The following is an 18,977-nucleotide window of genomic DNA, read 5'->3' as shown; positions in this document are numbered from 1 at the left end:
TAGCAAACAGTGGAAGGGATGGTCGAGGATGAGAGAAGTTTCCGCCGGCGGTGTTGTCTACCGGCAACGAGACAGGCGGACCGAAATTCTGATGATTGAAGATCGGTTTGGCCGTTGGACGCTGCCAAAAGGAAAAAAAGAGCCGGGAGAGACGGATGAGGAGACCGCCTTACGGGAAATCGAGGAAGAAACCGGAATTAAGGGCCGGATTGAATCCCGGCTTCAAACAGTTACTTACCATTATCTACATGAACTGCATGGACAAGTGGAAAAGAGCGTCGTCTATTATCTCGTGAAGGCGCTGACCGGAACGGAGACACCGCAGTTGGAGGAGATTAACGGTGTCGTCTGGTTGCCTGCCGAAGAGGCATGGCAAAAACAGCGGGAATTTGGCTATGATAACAATGATGAAGTGATGAAACTCGCTCTCGAGCAAATCAGGTTACGGAAAGGAAATGAATCATGAATGCAAAAGAACTGGCAGCGATGATCGATCATACGCTCTTAAAACCGGAAGCAACGCTGGAACAAATCCGCGTTTTGTGTGAGGAAGCAAAACAATATCACTTCGCCTCTGTTTGTGTCAACCCATTTTGGGTAAAGGAGGCGGCGAAGTTATTGGCCGGAACGGATGTGAAGGTATGTACGGTTGTCGGCTTTCCGCTCGGAGCCACCACAACGGAGACCAAAGTGTTCGAAACCAAGGATGCCGTTAAAAACGGGGCCGATGAAATCGACATGGTCATCAATATCGGAGCATTAAAATCAGGAGATTCGGAAACGGTCAAACGCGATATTGAGGCGGTGGTGAAAGCGGCAGAGGGGAAATTGGTCAAAGTGATCCTCGAAACCGGACTGCTCAATGATGAAGAAATCGCGGGTGCAAGCAAATTGGCCAAAGAAGCGGGCGCTCATTTTGTCAAAACATCGACCGGGTTTGGCAATGGAGGGGCAACCGTTGAAGCCGTTCGGTTAATGCGCAAAACCGTCGGTACCGATTTGGGTGTAAAAGCTTCCGGCGGAATTCGCGATCAGGAGACGGCGAAAAAAATGGTGGAAGCCGGGGCAAACCGGATTGGAGCCAGCGCAAGCGTCGCAATTGTCAGTGGCGGGCAGGGGAGCGGCTCGTATTAAGGGAGGCGGTGAAAATCGCCTCTTTTCCATGTCACGGTTTCATCGGGGATCAGATAGGTAATCCCCCGGGCGAACGGTTCGCAAAACGGCAGTACGGCTACGGAGCAAATCACGTTGAACAGCGTTTGGATATGGGCGATTTGGGTGGCTGGATTATCGGACAGATAAGGCGTGAATTGGCTGATCAACGGGATGAGCGGCGCAAACAGGATCACTCCGGCCAAATTTAGAAGAAAATGGGATAAAGCCACTTGTTTGCTGGCCGTGTTGGCGTTGACCGCCGCGAGGATGGCGGTGACACAGGTTCCGACATTGCTGCCGAAAACAACCGCGATCGCAAACGGCAAAGGGATGGCATGGGAGGCGTAGAAGCCCATCGTGATCGCGATGCAGGCGCTGCTGCTGTGAATGAGCGCGGTAAAAACAGCCCCGATAACAATCCCGGCCAGGATCGGATGGCCGCCATAGTCGATCACCCACTGGATCAGACCGTGTTCTTTGATCGGCGAAGCGATTTTCTGCATGTAATCGATCCCCAGAAAGATCATTCCAAAACCGGCCGTCGTTTTTCCCAGACGGGAGACAATGAGCTGCGGCAACATCCAGAGAATGGTGCCGAGGATGAGAAGGGGAAGCGCGAAATCCTCGATTTTAAGGGCGAGGATTTGCGTTGTAATGGTTGTCCCGATATTGCTCCCCAGAATGATGCCGATCGACTGGGCGAAGGTCAAAACACCCGCATTGACAAAACCGATTGTCAGAACCGTGATCGCGCTTGAAGACTGCAAGAATGCAGTTGTAATCGTTCCGGTCACAAACCCCCTGAACGGGGTGCGCGTGAACTTGAGCAGAATATCTTGCAGGCGATTGGCCGCCAGCGCTTCCAAGCCTGTCCGCATAAAGTGTAGCCCGGTCATGAACACACAAAGCCCGATAAGAAATGGAATTCCGATTTCCCTGAACATGGTCTGCACCCACCCCTCCTGATCCTTTGCCTATATATATGGTGGACAGACAGGGAGCATGACCAGTAAAATGGAAAAGAACCGTTCGTTCAAGGGAGATGAGCGGACAAATGCCAGTTTGGCTGCAACACCGTTCCGGTTTTTGTCCGCGTGGAAATTGATCAAGAATCCTGAAATGGTTGCGGCCTTCGGGGAAGAAAAGGGGGAGAATCAAATCCGGTAAAATCGGGCCGGTACAGTTCGGGGAAACCCGGCAAGGCTCGCGGTTGTTCTCTTTTCGGTAGCAACTGCTTTTCCGGGTCGGGTTCGGGAGAACCAAAAATCGCCCACGTCTCCGTCTGAAATCCGTCCGCAAAGCGGGGAGGGGCAATTTGCTCCGCTTGCTCTCCAGCAGAAGTGCTGGCGGTTTCAGCCTCCGTTCCTTCCGTGTTTTGTCCGCTTTCGGACAAGGACCGGAGTTCCTCTTTGATCATTTTGCGGATCAGCCGCCGGAGATGGGATTCATAAGCAGAAGGTCGACGAACCAATTTATTCACCTCTTTTCCTCAACGTGTTATAGTATATGCTGATGAGAACCATGGGTGAATGTACTGATCCTAATCGAGAGTGGAGGTTCAAACAGTGGAATCCTGCATTTTTTGCCAGATTATCGAAGGGAAGATCCCTTCAAAAAAAGTGTATGAAGACCGCGATGTACTTGCCTTTCATGACATTGCACCCGCCGCGCCCACTCATGTCCTCGTCATTCCGAAAAAACATATTCAATCGCTGATGCACCTGGAGGAAGAAGATCAAGAACTGGTCGGCAAGATCCATCTGGTCATCCAAAAGCTGGCCCGTGAACTCGGCCTGGATGAAAAAGGATTCCGTGTGGTGAATAATACCGGCGAACATGGCGGTCAGACCGTGTTCCACATCCATTTTCATCTGCTGGGCGGACGTACCCTCACTTGGCCTCCGGGCTGATTTCTTCAATAACAGGCTGAAGCGTTTTGACAGGTTTTGGACTTGTACGTTATAATATAAAATGACTCTTTGTGTCCCAACGGTTTCCAGAGCTTGGGCTTTGGAAAAAGCCTGGGAAAGGCTTGATTTGGGCATCGTTGGTAGTTTTCTGATGCAGTTGTCGTGCTGACTCTCCGCTGGGGATCAGGCCGATGCTTGCGTGGAAATGTGTGGGTCTTTTCCTTTAGCTATGGCTGCGCGCCCAAACGGCCTAGCTGACCCGTGGAGGGAGGGAATAGCATGGTAGAAACCCGTGTGCGCAAAAACGAATCGCTGGACAGCGCTTTGCGTCGCTTCAAACGCTCTTGCGCCAGAGACGGTGTATTGGCGGAAGTAAGAAAGCGCGAGCGTTATGAAAAACCTAGCGTACGTCGCAAGAAAAAATCAGAGGCCGCTCGCAAAAAGCGTCGCTAAAGAGGTGGCAACTCTTGAGTCTTTTGGAACAATTAAACGAAGATATGAAGTTGGCGCTAAAAAATAAAGAAAAAACCAAACTCTCCACGATTCGCATGCTGAAGTCTTCCATCAAAAAAGCGGAAATCGATAAACGGCGTCCGCTTACTGATGAAGAGGTGCTCGAAGTGGTGTTGCGCGAAGTGAAACAGCGCCAGGATTCACTTTCCGAGTACGAAAAGGCAGGCCGGGAGGATTTGGTGCAAAAAGAGAAAGAGGAAATGGAGATCCTCCGCGCTTACTTGCCTGAACAAATGAGCGAGGATGAAGTAAAAGCACTTGTGCAGCAGGTGATCCAGGAATTGGGTGCTTCATCCAAAGCCGATATGGGTAAGGTGATGGGTGCTCTCATGCCCAAGGTAAAAGGAAGAGCGGATGGAAGATTGGTCAACCGCTTGGTGTCCGAAGCGTTGAGTTGAGTTATGCAGCAGCGTGTTTTAACCAAAACACGCTGTTTTTTTTCAGTCTGACCACTGAATCAGGAAGGGAGAGGCGGAGAAGAAGCATGTATGAGATCGCTCAATTTCTTACCAATCCCTATGTCATGGGCGTGATTGTGGCCATCGGTTTAATCGGAATTGCGGTTGAACTGATGTCGCCGGGTTTTGGGGCACCAGGGATCATCGGGCTCATTTGTTTCTTTTTCTATTTCTGGGCTCATTTCACCATGGGAACGGTGAGCTGGGGAGCACCGGCTCTGTTTGTGCTGGGGGCCGTTTTACTCGTCTTGGAATTGATGTTGCCGACGCTGGGAATTTTGGGAGTGATCGGATTTGTGATGATTCTTGCCTCAATTGTCATGGCGGCAGCCGATTTGTGGGCGGGATTGACGGCCCTTGTCATCGGCTTTGTGCTGGCCGGTATCATTTTATGGGTGCTGATCCGCTTCATCGGGTTAAAAGCGTCCTGGAACCGGATTGTGCTGAAGGCGGAACAAAGGAATGAAGAGGGGTATGTGTCCGCAAAAAAGCGTCGGGATCTGTTGGGCATGGAAGGCGTCGCCGTCACCCAGCTCCGTCCTTCCGGGTTTGCCCGGTTTGGAGAACGGAAAGAAGATGTTGTCAGTGAAGGAGAGATCATTCCGCAAGGTGCGAAGGTTAAGGTGATCGCCGTTGAAGGGGCCAGAGTCGTCGTACGAAAGATCGAGGACTAGTCATCTTTTCCTGATCATTCATTCAAAGAGAATCTCCATTTTTCATGACTTATGGAATTTTTTTGCGATATGATAGAATTGTCAATAAAGGAAATCAGTTGAAGGAGTGAAGGGAATGACGGGCGGAGCGTTGGGGGCTGTTTTGTTGGTCATCCTGATTGTTATTGTTTTATCGATTTTCTTCTCATTTGTACCGGTAATGCTCTGGATCAGCGCGATGGCATCGGGGGTTTATGTGGGACTCTCCACGCTGGTCGGGATGCGCCTTCGCCGGATTGTTCCTGCACGAATCGTAAATCCCTTGATCAAGGCGCGCAAAGCCGGCTTGCATGTTGATATTTCCCAATTGGAAACGCACTATCTGGCCGGAGGGAATGTGGACCGGGTTGTCGATGCCTTGATCGCCGCCCAGCGGGCTGATATCGATCTGATTTTTGAACGGGCCGCGGCAATTGACCTGGCTGGGCGGGATGTGCTCGAGGCCGTGCAGATGAGCGTCAATCCAAAAGTAATCGAGACACCGGAAGTCTCTGCTGTATGTAAAGACGGAATCGAGGTAAAAGTGATTGCCCGGGTAACGGTGCGTGCCAATATCGACCGTTTGGTGGGCGGAGCGGGAGAAGAAACGATTATTGCCCGTGTCGGAGAGGGAATTGTGACGACGAATGGTTCCGCTGACAGCCATAAGGATGTGTTGGAAAACCCGGATATGATCTCGGAAACCGTGCTCTCCAAAGGGCTGGATGCCGGAACCGCCTTTGAAATCCTCTCCATTGACATCGCTGACATTGACATCGGGAAAAATATCGGGGCGAAACTGCAGATCGACCAGGCGGAAGCGGATAAACGCATCGCTCAGGCGAAAGCCGAAGAACGGCGGGCAATGGCCGTGGCACTGGAGCAAGAGATGAAGGCAAAGGTGCAGGAGATGAGGGCTAAAGTGATCGAAGCGGAAGCCGAAGTGCCGCGCGCGTTGGCCGAGGCGCTCAAGTCCGGGAAAATGGGGTTCATGGATTATTACATGATGCAAAATATTGAAGCCGATACCAAAATGCGCCGCTCGCTGGGTGATGATGATCCGGAAGCGGATGCGGAAAATTAATCAGTCCCCGCTTCACCCAAGGGAGGTGGTTTCATGGAAATTCGCATCTCAGCGCAAAAGCTGCGGAGCGGATCGCTTCAGGCGGTGAGAACCGGCTTGGAACGGGGGCAAAGGCCGGGCAAAAGGATTGGCTCGCTCCGTGAAGGGATGCGGATGAGAGAGATTTTAGGTCCGCCCCGCGCATTGAAACCGTATCGTTTTTCGCTGTTCCGTTAAAATTAAAACAAATTGAACTCGGCTCGTGAAGAGATTTCACGAGTCTTTTTTATTATTCATGGAAACAACTGCGTTTATTAGATTTTGCTTCAAATTTCATACTAAAAACCAAAGGAGGTGAAAGGCATGGCACGTCGATCCAATTCCAATCGCCTGTTGGTGCCGGGAGCGGCTTTGGTTCTTAACCAATTTAAAGAAGAGATCGCGGCCGAGTTCGGTGTGAAATTGGGTTCGGATACCGCCGCGCGCGCCAACGGATCTGTCGGAGGAGAAATTACCAAACGCCTGATCGCTGCGGCTCAAAACGAAATGAAAACGGAATAAGATGGAAGACGGCGGCATAGTAGGTCTCTATGCCGCTTTTTGTGTCTGCTTCATAAATCGGCCTTTGGGCGCATAAGAGTGAAAAAAGAAGAAGATCGGATGGGAGAGGGCGGGAGCTGATGCGCAAATGGGTTTCGGATTGGTTGGACCTGCCGGCAGAAGTGACAGAAGAAGTTCCACGGATCGAGATGGTCGGCTCGCGGCGGCTCCAGATTGAAAACTATCTTGAAGTTGAAAAATTCAGCCCAACCGAATTGAAGCTGAAAGTGAAGGAAGGAACCCTGCAAATCAAGGGGGAGAAATTAAAGATCGCCGTCATTTATCAGGATGGTGTGCGGATTGAAGGCGAGATTCAGGAGTTGCGATATATGAAGTAAGGGGAGAAATGCGGTGGCAGTGATGGGTTATCCGGCATTAGTCAAAGGAAAAGTCCGTTTGGCCTGTACGGGGGAACGGGTTACCGGTTTGATCAATCAAACGGTACAGGCAGGCATACATCTGGAAGATATTCAATGGGTTCATGAGCAGAAGCTCCACCTTACCGTACCATTAACGCATTTTTTTTCGTTCGTTTCAATCGCCCGCAGGAACAAGGTGAGACTGAAAATAGTCAAAAAAGAAGGTGTGCCGTTTTTCATGCGCAAGCTGAAGCGGCGTAAAGCGTTTTTGCTCGGTGTCGCTCTTTTTATTCTGCTCACGCTCTCTCTTTCTTCATTTGTCTGGAGAGTGCAAATTGAGGGAAACGAGCAAATTCCGGAACGATATGTACAAGCCCTCTTAAAGAAGGAAGGGGTGTTTGTCGGGCAACTTAAGGGAAAACTACCGGAAGCGGAAGTTATCCAGCACGATTTGCTCATGCACCTTCCAAAGGCTTCGTGGGTAGGATTCCGCGTGGAAGGGACAAGGGTGATTGTCACGATTGTGGAGAAAAAAGAGCCGGAAACAAAAAAAGAGGAGAACCGGGACCCGGGGCCCGTAAACCTGGTCGCCAAAAAGAACGCGATGGTTTATGATTTGCGCGTCGAGAGGGGAAATCCGCTCGTTGAGGTCAATCAGGTGGTGAAAAAGGGACAGATCTTGGTCTCCGGCATTTACGGCGACCCGGAAAATCCGGATCATGGAAAAATCGTCGGTGCAAAAGGAAAAGTGATCGGGGAAGTCTGGTATGAATCCAATGTATCGGTTCCGCTTGTGCAGAAGCGGAAGGTGTATACGGGAGAGCGGGTGAAAAAGCTGTCGCCATATCTGTTTTCCATGATCATTCCCAACCCTTTTGCCGAAAAAGTCCCATTCAAAAAGGTGGAAACGATTCGCAAAATCCACTCCTGTTACTTGGGGAAATGGCGGCTCCCGTTCGGATTGGTCGAAGATGAGATTTTGGAGATGAAGTGGGTGAAGAAGGATCTGACTCCCGAGGATGCCGTGATGTTGGGAAAAATGCGCGCGAGGGAGGAACTTCAACAGAGATTGGGGGGCAACGGACGAATTTTGGAAGAAAAAATTTTGCACCAGCGCGTGGAGAATGGTAAAGTGAATTTGAAAGTGCACTTTGATGCCATTGAAAATATTGCAAGTATACAACCGATTCTGCAAGGAGAATGAGCCATTGCAAAATCAAGATCATTCGCTGAAAATTCGCTTGCGGGATGCCGCAGAAGCACTTAGTCTATTCGGGCCTCATGACGCCTATCTGAAGCAGATTGAAGCCAATACTTCCGCCAGGATCTTTTCGCGCGGCGAAGTGGTGATCATCACCGGAAGCGAGGAAGAACTGGAGATATTGGATCATCTGTTTCGTGTGCTGCTGTCCTTGATCAGGCAGGGAAAAACGATATCAGATCGCGATATTGTCTATGCCCACCGTCTGGCCAGACAGGGACAAGCAGACGAACTGCTCGAACTTTATCAGGAAGAGATCGGCACGACGCAAAAAGGGAAGGCGATTCGCGTTAAAACGCTCGGACAACGCCATTATGTGTCCGCCATCAAGAAGTCGGATATCGTCTTCGGAATCGGGCCGGCCGGTACTGGAAAAACCTTTCTCGCAGTCGTGTTGGCCGTATCTGCCCTGAAAGCGCACAGCGTGAAAAAGATCGTCCTTACACGTCCTGCTGTGGAAGCCGGGGAAAATTTGGGCTTTTTGCCCGGGGATTTGCAGGAAAAAGTGGATCCGTATCTTCGCCCGTTATATGACAGTCTCTACACCATGCTGGGAACGGAACAAGTGGCGAAGATGATGGAGCGCGGATTGATTGAGGTGGCTCCTCTGGCCTACATGCGGGGGCGGACATTGGAAGATTCCTTTGTCATTCTCGATGAAGCGCAAAATACGACCCCCGAGCAGATGAAGATGTTTTTGACCCGCCTCGGCTTTGGGTCTAAAATGGTGATTACCGGCGACGTGACCCAGGTGGATTTGCCCAGAGGCAAAAATTCGGGATTGAAAGAGGCTGAACGGATTTTAAAGGCAGTACCGGAGATTCAGTTTATCTATCTCGGACAGGAAGACGTTGTTCGTCATACGTTGGTGCAGAAAATTATTGATGCTTATGAACAGGATCGAGTAAAGGAATAAGCAGCAAGGAGTCGGTTCAAAGATGAAGGAGAAAAAGGAACCGTCATCCCAGCGGGAGAAAAAAGGGAAAAAGGTTGAGACCTGGAAAACGAGTTTTCGCATACACTTGCTCTTATACGCGATCATAGGGATCGCGTTCTATTTATTACTCTTAAAACATGTATTGCCCGAACAATACGTCATACGCGTGGGACAAGTCAGCCCGGCCACGATCGTTTCCCCCGTCACGAAGATCGATGAATATGCGACCGAAATGGCAAAAGAGCAGGCGGCGGAAAAGGTGGAACGCGTTTACACCAAGGATGACCGGGTTACCAATCAGCAGATTGACAAAATCGACCGCTTTTTCGCCGAAGTCAGAAAGGTGCTGACTGATCACACTTTGTCCGATGATGAAAAAAAGCAGAAAGTGAAACTGATTTTGGAAGAAACATTTTCCGATGCATTTTCCGATACCTTTTATGCGAACTTGCTGAAAATCTCTCCCGACGATCTGACGGCGATCCGGCTGAAGACGAGGGACATTGTGTTTGATATCCTGAACAAGGGAGTTCGCCAGGAGGAGCTGGAGAACAAAAGGGATTCGGTGGACCGCGTCCTGGTTACTACTTTGCTGGATCAGGACTCGTTGGACAATCGTTCCCGTTCGATTGTGCGCGAATTGGCCAAAAAGAGCATTGTTCCCAATGATTTTTTTGATCGGGAACGAACCACGGCTTTGCGTGAGGCAGCGAAAGATGCCGTGCAGCCCATTCCGATTCGAAAAGGGCAAATTATCATCGCTCTGGGTGAGGTCGTCACTCCGGATCAGTACAATAAACTGCAGGAACTGGGTCTTTTGCGCAAAGAGACTAATTTTTGGCCGCATTTAGGCTTGCTGCTCTTTATTTTCGTGGTGTTGGCTGCCATCTTTACCTATATTCGCAATTATAAGCCCCGGCTTTATAAAAATAATATGAATCTGCTTCTCCTGTTTTCAATTTTGCTGTTGACGGTGCTCGGGATGAAGATGGTGGCCATTGGGCAGAATTTGGAATGGAGTATGATCGGTTTTCTCGCGCCGGTCGGCTTCGGGGCGATGCTGATCACGCTGCTCCTCGATCTTCAGGTGGCCATGGTGTGCAACGTATTGCTCGCTGTTTTTGCCAGCATCTTTTTTAACGGGGATAATCATATTTTGTTTGATTTTCGCTTTGGTTTTACCGCGCTGGTCAGCGGTGCAGCCAGTGCCTTCGCTCTGACCGATGTCCGCAGGCGGAGCGGGATTTTACGGGCGGGACTGGTCGCCGCACTTTCCGTCAGTTTGGCCATCCTGGCCCTTTATATGATGTATCCTACGGAAGGAACGATGAACGAACTGTTTTTATCCATCGGGTTCGGCATGTTGGGCGGAATCTTTTCGGCCGTGCTGACGATCGGTTTTTTGCCGTTTTTTGAGACGGCTTTTGGCATCCTGTCACCCATGCGTTTGGTGGAACTGGGGAATCCCAACCAACCTCTGCTGAGGCAGCTGCTGATCAAATCCCCGGGTACATACCACCATTCCATCATTGTCGGAAATTTGTCGGAAGCAGCCGCGGAAGCGATCGGGGCAGACGGATTGCTGGCCCGGGTGGGGGCTTATTATCACGATATCGGCAAGACGAAACGGCCGCAGTTTTTTGTCGAGAACCAGCTGAACCGCTCCAATCCGCATGATAAAATTTCGCCGAATTTAAGCAAAACGATCATCATTTCCCACGCGCGGGACGGAGTGGAATTGTTAAAACAATACCGCATTCCGAAACCGATTCAGGATATTGCCGCCCAACACCACGGAACCACCTTGCTCAAATATTTTTATTATAAAGCGTTGAAACAAAATAGCGGGACCCAGGTGTTGGAGGAGGATTACCGTTATCCGGGACCCAAAGCTCAATTCAAGGAAGCGGCGATCGTGGGTATTTGCGATTGTGTGGAAGCAGCAGTTCGCTCCCTCGCCCGGCCCACCCCGTCCCGGATTGAAAACATGGTCAAGAAAATTGTGCAGGATCGCCTGGAGGACGGGCAATTTGATGAGTGTGATCTTACGTTCAAAGAGCTGGACATGATCACAAAGTCGATCTGTGAAACGTTGCAGGGCATTTTTCACTCCAGGATCGAATATCCGGAAGAACCTGTTAAAGTAAAAGGAGTAAAGCAAGGATGAATTTGCGTTTGGAACTGGGTATAGAATTAGAGGTGACGGAAGAGGAGAGAGAAGCGATCTCCTCGCTGGAAAAAGCGTTGCAGGCTGCCGCGGATTTTGAAGAGCTGCCGCCGGTTGAAGTGGCCGTAACCATTGTTGACAATGAAAAAATTCACCAGCTGAACCGGGAATACCGCGGGATCGACCGCCCGACCGATGTTTTGTCATTTCCGCTGTGGGAACCCGATGAAGAGTGGGTAATCGATGAAGAAGAAGAGGGAGTCATGCTGGGAGATATCGTGATTTCCCTGCCGAAGGCAAAAGAGCAGGCTGCGGAATACGGCCATACGCTTGCCCGTGAACTCGGTTTTTTGGCTGTGCACGGTTTTTTGCATCTCCTTGGCTATGATCATGAGACCGAGCAAGAAGAAAAAGAAATGTTTTCAAGACAGGAGGAGATTTTAAGCCGGATCGGTCTTCAGCGATAGAAGGGGGCTTCTTCTCATGTGGGTGACCAAATTGCTGCGCAGCTTTGTTTACGCTCTGGAAGGGCTAAAGTATACGGTCATTACGCAACGGAACATGCGCATCCATTTTCTCATTGCCCTCGCTGTCCTTTTTTTCGCCTTGTACCTCCCGATCAGCAAGTTGGAGGTACTTGTCGTGTTTATCACGATTATTCTGGTTTTATTTGCGGAGTTGATCAATACCGCTGTTGAAGCGGTGGTGGACATGGTGACGGAGGAATACCATCCGCTGGCCAAAATCGCGAAAGATGTGGCTGCGGGAGCGGTGCTGTTGACCGCCGGGCTTGCGGTGATTGTCGGAATCAGTGTCTTTTATCCGTATCTCGATAAACTGTTTACCCGCCTGACCGCGGGTACTTCTTATCCTGCCAACATCGGGCTGGCCGTGATCATCGTGTTCGACTTTTTCCTCACTCTGCTTTTAAAGGGTTGGTGCCACCGTGTCGAAAAGCATACATGGGAGCCGAGCATGACCTCTTCGATTTCACTCTGCATCTCAACTCTGCTGATTCTGGTAACGGGCAACCTGCATATTACGTTTTTGGTTCTGCTCCTGCTCATGATGCTGGTGGGCATGCGCCTTCGTTACCAGCCTCGGCGACTGTCCGTGGTGATCGGAGGCATTCTCGGCATTTTTGTGGCGACGATCGGTCTGCAGTTATTGTAAATGATTCCATCCTTTCTCTATAATAGAGGCACCCAGCCAAAAGAAGGAGCATGGAAAGATGAAAGAGTTGATTGAAGCAGCGAAACAAGCAAGGGAAATGGCTTATGTTCCCTATTCAAAATTTCGGGTGGGAGCGGCTGTATTGACCAAAGACGGAGAGATTATCCGGGGATGCAATGTGGAAAATGCTTCTTACGGATTGACGAACTGTGCTGAACGCACGGCCCTGTTTAAAGCGATTTCCGAAGGTTATCGCGAGTTTGCGGGGATTGCGGTCATCGCCGATACCGAGGGACCGGTTTCACCGTGCGGAGCATGCCGTCAGGTCATGGTTGAGTTATGCCCTCCCGATATGAAAGTATTTTTGTCCAACTTGAAAGGGGCGATTCAGGAAACGACGGTGGCCGATTTGCTGCCAGGAGCGTTTCAGAAAGGGGATTTAGATGCACAAGGATGATTTTCGTTCCGGATTTGTGGCGCTGATCGGGCGTCCAAACGTTGGAAAATCGACATTGATGAATCATTTAATCGGACAAAAAATCGCGATTATGTCAGATAAACCGCAAACGACGCGCAACAAGATCCATGGAGTTCTGACCAGAGAAGAAGGGCAGATTGTCTTTCTGGATACTCCGGGCATCCACAAACCCCGCTCCAAGCTGGGCGAATTCCTGGTACAAACAGCCCGGAATGCGTTGGATGAAGTCGATTTGATCCTGTTTCTGATCGATGCGGCAGAAGGAGAGGGGCCGGGCGACCGCTTTATCATGGAGAATTTGCAGGGAGTCGAAACGCCGGTCTTTCTGGTGGTCAACAAAATTGACCAGGTTCATCCGGATGATTTGCTGCCGCTCATCGACCGGTACCGCAACCAATTTTCGTTTGCCGAAGTGATTCCCATTTCCGCCCTCCAGGGCAATAATACATCGACACTGGTCGAGCAGATCTTTCGCTACTTGCCGGAGGGGCCGCAATATTACCCGGCTGACCAGATCACTGACCATCCCGAACGCTTCATCGTAGGCGAGTTGATTCGCGAGAAAGTGTTGGAACTGACCCGGGAGGAAGTGCCCCATTCGGTGGCGGTTGTGGTGGAAGAGATGAGCAAACGAGAGGAGAAAGACCTCATCGATGTGCGGGCCACCATCTACACGGAACGTCCGTCGCAAAAGGGAATCTTGATCGGCAAAAAAGGAGCACTGCTTAAAGAAGTGGGGAAACGGGCCCGGCTGGAGATTGAGCATTTGCTCGGAACCCGGATTTTTCTCGATTTGTGGGTCAAGGTAAAAAAAGACTGGCGCAATGAAGTGTTGATGCTGCGGCAGTTTGGTTATACGGAAGACGAGTGAACCGTACGGGAAATGATCATGACTTTTTCGATCCCGGAGGAATTCCCTGCGTGCCGAGTGTTGGACGCACACCGCCACCCGGCCCGTGAGAGCACGCAGGAACAACATCATGAGTGAAAGTCAATAACAGGGAGAATGCCAATTTTTCCATCTAATACTCTCCGCTGCTCTAGGTCATCCTAATGGTTGTAATGAGGCATAGAGAAAGGATGATGCTAGTTGCGAAATTTTGTCTGGAATTGTTTCCAAGTGACTGGCAGTATCGACGCTTACCTCTTGTTCAAGGAACTCCAAACACTGGAGGATGTTGCGGAAAGGGCGGAACAAGAGGAAGAAGGGGAGGAAAACTGCTGCTGAGAGGAAAGGGCGAATCTCATGTTGGTGAAAGTGGAAGGGATTGTCCTCAAAGCGAAAGATTACGGCGAAAGCCACCAAATTTTGACGCTGTTTACGAAAGAGCAGGGAAAACTGGCGGCGATGGCCCGCGGTTCCAAAAAAACAAAGAGTCGTTTCAGTGCAGTGACGGAGCCGTTTACAGAGGCGCAATTTGTCCTGTTTACGGGAGGGAGCGGGGTTGCCACCTTGTCGCAGGCCGATTCGCTCGATTCCCATCACCCGATTCGCTCCGATTTGCTGCTCACAGCCTATGGCGCCTATTGGCTTGATCTTTTGGATAAATGCACGGAAGAGAGAGAACCCCTGCCGCCGCTTCACCGATTGCTCAGCGCCCTGCTCAAACGTTTGGAAAAAGGAACCAATCCGGAGATTTTGACGCGGATTTTTGAACTCCGCATCTTGAAATTGGCCGGATATACGCCGGTATTGAATCATTGTGTCATCTGCCGCCGGGAACGCAGCCCTGTTCGCTTCAGTGTCCGTCAGGGCGGTTTTTTGTGTGAAGAATGCCAGGAACGCGATCCGGAGGCGATTCCGGTTTCAGCGGCAACGGGCAAAATTCTGCCGGTTTTGGAGCGCATCCCGGTGGAACGGTTGGGGGAAGTAAAGGTAAGACCGGAAACGGAAGCGCAATTGCAACAGATTGTCCGTTCCTTTATGCAGGAATATTTGCCGTTTCAGTCCAAATCCCTCAACTTGTTGGAACAGATTCGCGCAACTTGGATAAAATAAGCCAAACGATGGTTGACAAAGTCTGATTGATTTGCTATATCTGTAATTAACATTTTTTCAATATACAGCGCAATGAGAGAAAAGGAGTAACCAAAAGAGCCATGCATAGCGAGTCGGGGAGGGTGCAAGCCCGATCTTGGTGTTTGGTGAATGGCAGTTCTTGAGCGCGGATGAAGGTTTGAAGAAAAAGCGGGTCAGCACGCTGCATGCTGACCAAATAGGGTGGAACCGCGGGAGAACAACCTCTCGTCCCTATGGCATCGAATCGTGTCATAAGGGCGGGAGGTTTATTTAATTTGGGGAATTAATGGAGGTGGCTGCGATGAATATGCAAGAAATGATCAAGCGATTGCAAGATTTCTGGTCGGAACAGGGATGCATCCTCTGCCAGCCGTATGATGTGGAAAAAGGGGCAGGGACGTTAAACCCGATGACGTTTTTGCGCTCACTCGGCCCTGAACCGTGGAAAGCGGCCTATGTGGAGCCTTCGCGTCGCCCTGCTGACGGGCGTTACGGCGAGAATCCCAACCGCTTGTATCAGCACCATCAGTTCCAGGTGATTTTGAAACCGGCACCGGCCGACATTCAGGAAATTTATCTGAACAGTTTGCGCGCCCTGGGTGTGGACCCGTTGCAACATGACATCCGCTTCGTGGAAGACAACTGGGAAAACCCCACGTTTGGCGCGGCAGGCCTCGGTTGGGAAGTTTGGCTCGACGGGATGGAAGTGACGCAATTCACCTATTTCCAGCAAGTAGGGAGCCTGGATGTCGATCCTGTTTCGGTTGAATTGACATACGGGCTGGAGCGGTTGGCTTCCTATATCCAGGACAAAGAAAATGTGTTTGAATTGGAATGGGTTCCCGGAGTGCTGTACGGCGATGTATTCGGCCAGCCGGAATATGAGCATTCCAAATATACATTTGAAATTTCCGATCCGGATTGGCTGTTCCGGCAATTCGATGATTTTGAGCGGGAAGCCAAACGGGCATTGAGCGAAAACTTGGTATTTCCGGCTTATGATTTCGCTTTGAAATGTTCCCACACTTTTAACCTGCTGGATGCGCGCGGAGCGATCAGTGTGACGGAACGAACGGGCTACATCGGCCGCGTCCGCAATCTGGCACGCAAAATTGCCCGGGCGTACATCGAAGAGAGAGAAAAACTGGGCTTCCCATTGATGAACCGAAAGGGAGGGGAAGAGAATGAATAAGCGAGACCTGTTGGTGGAGATTGGTTGTGAGGAAATTCCCGCCCGCTTTGTCGGCGATGCAGTCAGGCAACTTGGCCAAAAGCTGGCCGATTGGCTCAATGAACAGAGGATCTCATATGAGACGTACCATACCTATGCCACACCGCGCCGCTTGGCTGTGCACGTTCACGGAGTGGCCGAACGGCAAGCAGATCTCTATGAAGAAGTAAAAGGGCCCGCCGAGCGGATTGCCAAAACCCCGGATGGAAGCTGGAGCAAAGCAGCGGAGGGGTTTGCGCGCAAACAGGGAGTGGCGGTCGACGACCTCGTGTTTAAAGAGATCAGGGGAGAAAATTATGTATTTGCCAAAGTGCACCATGAAGGGGCAGACACCGTACGCCAATTGCAGGAAGGGTTGCCGGAGGTGCTTCAAGCGTTGCATTTCCCCAAAACGATGCGCTGGCAGGGGCGTACCCGGTTTATCCGCCCGGTTCGCTGGTTGGTTTGCCTCTTCGATGACGCGGTTGTACCGGTTGAGTGGGCAGGGTTGACAGCCGGACGCAAGACGCGTGGACACCGCTTTTTGGGGCATGAGATTGAGATCACCCATGCGGCGGAATACGTGAATGCGTTGAAACAGCAATATGTGTTGGTTGACGCGACCGAACGGCGCGAGCTCATTTTGCAGCAACTGCGCCAATTGCAGGAACAACGGGGTTGGGTTATTCCGGTTGACCCCGGTCTGCTCGAGGAAGTCACTTATCTGGTGGAATACCCGACAGCGCTGTATGGAACGTTTAACGAAGAATTTTTGACGCTTCCCAAGGAAGTGCTGATCACCACCATGCGGGAACACCAGCGCTATTTTCCCGTCGAAGATGCGGACGGGCATTTGCTCCCTTATTTTGTGACAGTGCGCAACGGCGATGACCGTTATCTGCAAACAGTGGTCAAAGGGAACGAGAAGGTGCTCCGCGCCCGCTTGGCCGATGCGCGTTTCTTCTATGAAGAAGACTTGAAACAGCCGATCGGGCAAGCGGTTGCCAAACTGGAACAGATCGTTTACCAAGAGAATTTGGGCAGTGTCGGAGACCGGATTCGGCGGATGGCAAATCTTGCATCGGCCATCGGTGAGCGCTTGAACCTTGAGCAGAAAGAGTTGCAGCAATTAAGCCGTGCGGCCCAAATCGCCAAATTTGACCTGGCCACGCAAATGGTTGGAGAATTCCCCGAATTGGAAGGTTTCATGGGAAGAACGTATGCGCGGAAAGCAGGGGAAGAGGAGGCGGTTGCCGAAGCGATCTTTGAACATCACTTGCCCCGATTCGCCGGCGATAAACTGCCGCAAACAAAAATCGGAGGGATCCTGGCCCTTGCCGATAAACTGGATGCGATTTGTTCAAGCTTTGGCATCGGCATTCAGCCGACCGGTTCGCAGGATCCATACGGATTGCGGCGCAAAGCGGCAGGAATTGTGCAAATTTTGCTGTCTCCGGCATACCGTTCGTTGTCGTTGGATGAACTGTTGGAGCTTTCTCTGGAACAATTGGAGCAAGCAGGCCTGCTAAAACAGGATAGGGCTGGTGTGAAAAAGGATCTGACGGAGTTCTTTTCCCTGCGCATCAAAACGGTGCTTCAGGAAGAGGGAATCCGCTATGATGTCATCGATGCCGTCATTGCTTCCGGCATTTCCCATCCGGCAGAAGTGCTGGAAAAAGCCGGAGTGCTGATGGATCAGCTTTCGCGCGAATCGTTCAAACAGGAAGTTGAAGGGTTTACGCGCGTTGCCAATCTCGCAGCCAAAGCAGATGGCGCAGAATTGAACAAAGAGGCGCTCACGGAACCGGCAGAACAGGCTTTACTTCGGGCGTTTGAAGAAGCGGTAGCACTATGGGAGCGTGCGGCCGAGCAAAAGGATCCGGCGGCTCTCTACAGTGCGCTTGCCCATATGGTTCCGGAAATTCATCGCTTTTTTGATGAGATCATGGTAATGGTCGATGATCCGGCAGTCCGCTTTAACCGGTTGGCCCTGCTTGCCGGGATTATGCGGTTGACCAGGAGATTCGCTTCCTTTGAATATCTGGTATTTGCTTAAAACGATCAGCGCATGTCGTCCACGGGGATGATATGCGCTTTTCTTTTCAGAGGCCCGTCTGGACTATTTCCAGGGAAATCGTTATTCACAAAAACCGCTTGCAGTCAGTCGGGATTCATGTCATGGTAAAATTATCCCCTTCCTCTGCGTAGGGGCTTTTTTACGATCTAGTCAGGAAAGCGAGGCACCATGATGGGAGAGAAAAAGAAAAGCAAAAGCGAACTACATTTAAACAGTGCAGTTGAGGGAGAATTGCGCACATTTCTGCAAAAGTCTTTTCTGGAAGCAGCAAAGCTGTACCAAAGCCTGACCGGGAGGATTCCCTCTCTGGAAGAGTGGGAGCGCATGATTGCCCTGGGTTTCCAAGGGATGGAAGAAAAAGTGATCGCTGATTTGACCGGGTATCAGATCACGGAAGGAAAATTGAAGAAGAAAAAGCTGACGAAGCAGGCTGAATGGAGACCGGGCGATGTGGTGGCCATTCCACTGCTCGGGAAAAAAGTTTATGGTTATGGCATGATCGTTCGGGGCGGGAAACAGGATGAGGATTTATATTTGGAATATTACTCGTTATTCAGCAAAAAGAAATGGACGCTTACCGAGTTCAAAAACAAAGAGAAAACGATATTATGGACTCTTTGCACAGACCGGGCGCCTTTAGCCACACGAGAATGGAAAAGGGTCGGCCATGTTGCTTTTGATGAAAAAAGCTATCAGCTGCCTGATTTTTTTGGCTTTGATGAAACCTTTTTCGGAAACAGCAAGCTTTATTACATAAGCAAAGGGATAGCCAACAATCGCGAGGCCAGAGTTTACGGTGTGACCAGGGAAGAAGCGGAAGCTGTGAAAAACCCCGATGGCACACAGAGTGCAGAACAAATTGAAGAGTGGCTGTATGAAGCTTTTTTGGGGATGCAGCAGTGAA

The 18,977-nt window shown here is 50.7% G+C and carries 24 protein-coding genes; 22 read left to right on the top strand and 2 right to left on the bottom strand.

Annotated features, from left to right (window positions below; translation table 11 throughout):
• The first annotated feature begins 28 nt into the window (after positions 1 to 28).
• Both I8U17_RS06305 and deoC read left to right on the top strand, forming a co-directional pair.
• Positions 29 to 466: an NUDIX hydrolase gene (locus I8U17_RS06305; RefSeq protein ID WP_198059174.1), complete on the top strand. Its 438-nt coding sequence runs from the start codon at positions 29 to 31 to the stop codon at positions 464 to 466.
• The gene (deoC, locus tag I8U17_RS06300) at positions 463 to 1,134 is read left to right on the top strand and encodes a deoxyribose-phosphate aldolase (protein WP_033101741.1); all 672 of its coding nucleotides are present in this window, start codon (positions 463 to 465) and stop codon (positions 1,132 to 1,134) included. Before I8U17_RS06305 ends, deoC begins: the two co-directional genes overlap by 4 nt.
• Here deoC and I8U17_RS06295 read toward each other — a convergent pair.
• Both I8U17_RS06295 and I8U17_RS06290 read right to left on the bottom strand, forming a co-directional pair.
• Entirely contained in the window at positions 1,131 to 2,099 is a 969-nt protein-coding gene (locus I8U17_RS06295) for a Na/Pi cotransporter family protein (RefSeq protein WP_232330943.1), read from the bottom strand. The two genes, deoC and I8U17_RS06295, sit on opposite strands and share 4 nt — an antisense overlap.
• A gap of 161 nt (positions 2,100 to 2,260) precedes the next feature.
• Positions 2,261 to 2,626, bottom strand: coding sequence for a hypothetical protein (locus I8U17_RS06290; protein WP_033101740.1), 366 nt, complete (start codon positions 2,624 to 2,626; stop codon positions 2,261 to 2,263).
• 94 nt (positions 2,627 to 2,720) lie between these two features.
• Here I8U17_RS06290 and I8U17_RS06285 point away from each other — a divergent pair, with 94 nt between their 5' ends.
• The 20 genes from I8U17_RS06285 to I8U17_RS06190 all read left to right on the top strand — a co-directional run bounded on the left by I8U17_RS06285 (position 2,721) and on the right by I8U17_RS06190 (position 18,976).
• On the top strand, positions 2,721 to 3,065 hold the full coding sequence (locus I8U17_RS06285; RefSeq protein WP_033101739.1) for a histidine triad nucleotide-binding protein: 345 nt from the start codon (positions 2,721 to 2,723) through the stop codon (positions 3,063 to 3,065).
• 279 nt (positions 3,066 to 3,344) lie between these two features.
• Positions 3,345 to 3,518, top strand: coding sequence for a 30S ribosomal protein S21 (gene rpsU, locus I8U17_RS06280; RefSeq protein WP_033101738.1), 174 nt, complete (start codon positions 3,345 to 3,347; stop codon positions 3,516 to 3,518).
• Between the two features lie 14 nt (positions 3,519 to 3,532).
• The gene (locus tag I8U17_RS06275) at positions 3,533 to 3,976 is read left to right on the top strand and encodes a GatB/YqeY domain-containing protein (protein ID WP_033101737.1); all 444 of its coding nucleotides are present in this window, start codon (positions 3,533 to 3,535) and stop codon (positions 3,974 to 3,976) included.
• A gap of 86 nt (positions 3,977 to 4,062) precedes the next feature.
• Positions 4,063 to 4,710 carry an NfeD family protein gene (locus tag I8U17_RS06270; RefSeq protein ID WP_052154348.1) on the top strand — a complete coding sequence of 216 codons (648 nt, stop codon included), beginning with the start codon at positions 4,063 to 4,065 and terminating at the stop codon, positions 4,708 to 4,710.
• A 115-nt stretch (positions 4,711 to 4,825) separates the two neighbouring features.
• Positions 4,826 to 5,812, top strand: coding sequence for a flotillin-like protein FloA (gene floA, locus I8U17_RS06265; RefSeq protein ID WP_033101736.1), 987 nt, complete (start codon positions 4,826 to 4,828; stop codon positions 5,810 to 5,812).
• A gap of 33 nt (positions 5,813 to 5,845) precedes the next feature.
• A complete protein-coding gene (locus I8U17_RS06260; RefSeq protein ID WP_033101735.1) occupies positions 5,846 to 6,028 on the top strand; it encodes a hypothetical protein in 183 nt (60 codons plus the stop codon).
• Positions 6,029 to 6,154: 126 nt separating this feature from the next.
• Entirely contained in the window at positions 6,155 to 6,352 is a 198-nt protein-coding gene (locus tag I8U17_RS06255; protein ID WP_033101734.1) for an alpha/beta-type small acid-soluble spore protein, read from the top strand.
• A gap of 119 nt (positions 6,353 to 6,471) precedes the next feature.
• On the top strand, positions 6,472 to 6,729 hold the full coding sequence (gene yqfC, locus I8U17_RS06250) for a sporulation protein YqfC (RefSeq protein ID WP_033101733.1): 258 nt from the start codon (positions 6,472 to 6,474) through the stop codon (positions 6,727 to 6,729).
• A gap of 22 nt (positions 6,730 to 6,751) precedes the next feature.
• Entirely contained in the window at positions 6,752 to 7,954 is a 1,203-nt protein-coding gene (yqfD, locus tag I8U17_RS06245) for a sporulation protein YqfD (RefSeq protein ID WP_232330942.1), read from the top strand.
• Positions 7,955 to 7,958: 4 nt separating this feature from the next.
• Positions 7,959 to 8,927 carry a PhoH family protein gene (locus I8U17_RS06240; RefSeq protein ID WP_033101731.1) on the top strand — a complete coding sequence of 323 codons (969 nt, stop codon included), beginning with the start codon at positions 7,959 to 7,961 and terminating at the stop codon, positions 8,925 to 8,927.
• Between the two features lie 22 nt (positions 8,928 to 8,949).
• Positions 8,950 to 11,115, top strand: a complete 2,166-nt coding sequence (locus I8U17_RS06235) for an HD family phosphohydrolase (RefSeq protein ID WP_198055307.1) — start codon at positions 8,950 to 8,952, stop codon at positions 11,113 to 11,115.
• A gap of 2 nt (positions 11,116 to 11,117) precedes the next feature.
• Positions 11,118 to 11,582: an rRNA maturation RNase YbeY gene (gene ybeY, locus I8U17_RS06230; protein WP_370589220.1), complete on the top strand. Its 465-nt coding sequence runs from the start codon at positions 11,118 to 11,120 to the stop codon at positions 11,580 to 11,582.
• A 16-nt stretch (positions 11,583 to 11,598) separates the two neighbouring features.
• Entirely contained in the window at positions 11,599 to 12,288 is a 690-nt protein-coding gene (locus I8U17_RS06225; protein ID WP_198055309.1) for a diacylglycerol kinase family protein, read from the top strand.
• A 22-nt stretch (positions 12,289 to 12,310) separates the two neighbouring features.
• A complete protein-coding gene (locus tag I8U17_RS06220; protein ID WP_268745629.1) occupies positions 12,311 to 12,745 on the top strand; it encodes a cytidine deaminase in 435 nt (144 codons plus the stop codon).
• Complete coding sequence (gene era / locus I8U17_RS06215) at positions 12,732 to 13,637, top strand: GTPase Era (protein ID WP_033101727.1); 906 nt, start codon at positions 12,732 to 12,734, stop codon at positions 13,635 to 13,637. Before I8U17_RS06220 ends, era begins: the two co-directional genes overlap by 14 nt.
• Before the next feature lie 219 nt (positions 13,638 to 13,856).
• The gene (locus I8U17_RS06210; protein ID WP_081943948.1) at positions 13,857 to 13,994 is read left to right on the top strand and encodes a YqzL family protein; all 138 of its coding nucleotides are present in this window, start codon (positions 13,857 to 13,859) and stop codon (positions 13,992 to 13,994) included.
• An 18-nt stretch (positions 13,995 to 14,012) separates the two neighbouring features.
• Positions 14,013 to 14,765 (top strand): DNA repair protein RecO, encoded by a 753-nt coding sequence (gene recO, locus I8U17_RS06205; protein ID WP_198055310.1) that lies wholly within the window; start codon positions 14,013 to 14,015, stop codon positions 14,763 to 14,765.
• 322 nt (positions 14,766 to 15,087) lie between these two features.
• Entirely contained in the window at positions 15,088 to 15,978 is an 891-nt protein-coding gene (gene glyQ, locus I8U17_RS06200) for a glycine--tRNA ligase subunit alpha (RefSeq protein ID WP_033101725.1), read from the top strand.
• Entirely contained in the window at positions 15,971 to 18,052 is a 2,082-nt protein-coding gene (gene glyS, locus I8U17_RS06195; protein WP_198059172.1) for a glycine--tRNA ligase subunit beta, read from the top strand. The genes glyQ and glyS overlap by 8 nt, the downstream gene beginning before the upstream one ends.
• A gap of 192 nt (positions 18,053 to 18,244) precedes the next feature.
• A complete protein-coding gene (locus tag I8U17_RS06190) occupies positions 18,245 to 18,976 on the top strand; it encodes an Imm26 family immunity protein (RefSeq protein ID WP_198055312.1) in 732 nt (243 codons plus the stop codon).
• Position 18,977 lies beyond the last annotated feature (1 nt).

It is taken from the genome of Thermoactinomyces sp. CICC 10521 (assembly GCF_016055135.1).
GTDB lineage: Bacteria > Bacillota > Bacilli > Thermoactinomycetales > Thermoactinomycetaceae > Thermoactinomyces_A > Thermoactinomyces_A daqus.
The sequence above is the reverse complement of the archived record's forward strand: the minus strand, read 5'-3'. Positions and strand labels throughout refer to the sequence as shown.

What these genes read in the sequence shown, in the direction of transcription:
- I8U17_RS06255 (WP_033101734.1), top strand. Translation starts at nt 6,155, where the DNA reads ATGGCACGTCGATCCAATTCCAATCGCCTGTTGGTGCCGGGAGCGGCT.
- rpsU (WP_033101738.1), top strand. Translation starts at nt 3,345, where the DNA reads ATGGTAGAAACCCGTGTGCGCAAAAACGAATCGCTGGACAGCGCTTTG.
- I8U17_RS06270 (WP_052154348.1), top strand. Translation starts at nt 4,063, where the DNA reads ATGTATGAGATCGCTCAATTTCTTACCAATCCCTATGTCATGGGCGTG.
- recO (WP_198055310.1), top strand. Translation starts at nt 14,013, where the DNA reads ATGTTGGTGAAAGTGGAAGGGATTGTCCTCAAAGCGAAAGATTACGGC.
- I8U17_RS06235 (WP_198055307.1), top strand. Translation starts at nt 8,950, where the DNA reads ATGAAGGAGAAAAAGGAACCGTCATCCCAGCGGGAGAAAAAAGGGAAA.
- yqfD (WP_232330942.1), top strand. Translation starts at nt 6,752, where the DNA reads ATGGGTTATCCGGCATTAGTCAAAGGAAAAGTCCGTTTGGCCTGTACG.
- I8U17_RS06295 (WP_232330943.1), bottom strand. Translation starts at nt 2,099, where the DNA reads ATGTTCAGGGAAATCGGAATTCCATTTCTTATCGGGCTTTGTGTGTTC.
- floA (WP_033101736.1), top strand. Translation starts at nt 4,826, where the DNA reads ATGACGGGCGGAGCGTTGGGGGCTGTTTTGTTGGTCATCCTGATTGTT.
- I8U17_RS06305 (WP_198059174.1), top strand. Translation starts at nt 29, where the DNA reads ATGAGAGAAGTTTCCGCCGGCGGTGTTGTCTACCGGCAACGAGACAGG.
- deoC (WP_033101741.1), top strand. Translation starts at nt 463, where the DNA reads ATGAATGCAAAAGAACTGGCAGCGATGATCGATCATACGCTCTTAAAA.
- yqfC (WP_033101733.1), top strand. Translation starts at nt 6,472, where the DNA reads ATGCGCAAATGGGTTTCGGATTGGTTGGACCTGCCGGCAGAAGTGACA.
- I8U17_RS06225 (WP_198055309.1), top strand. Translation starts at nt 11,599, where the DNA reads ATGTGGGTGACCAAATTGCTGCGCAGCTTTGTTTACGCTCTGGAAGGG.
- I8U17_RS06190 (WP_198055312.1), top strand. Translation starts at nt 18,245, where the DNA reads ATGGGAGAGAAAAAGAAAAGCAAAAGCGAACTACATTTAAACAGTGCA.
- glyQ (WP_033101725.1), top strand. Translation starts at nt 15,088, where the DNA reads ATGAATATGCAAGAAATGATCAAGCGATTGCAAGATTTCTGGTCGGAA.
- glyS (WP_198059172.1), top strand. Translation starts at nt 15,971, where the DNA reads ATGAATAAGCGAGACCTGTTGGTGGAGATTGGTTGTGAGGAAATTCCC.
- I8U17_RS06260 (WP_033101735.1), top strand. Translation starts at nt 5,846, where the DNA reads ATGGAAATTCGCATCTCAGCGCAAAAGCTGCGGAGCGGATCGCTTCAG.
- era (WP_033101727.1), top strand. Translation starts at nt 12,732, where the DNA reads ATGCACAAGGATGATTTTCGTTCCGGATTTGTGGCGCTGATCGGGCGT.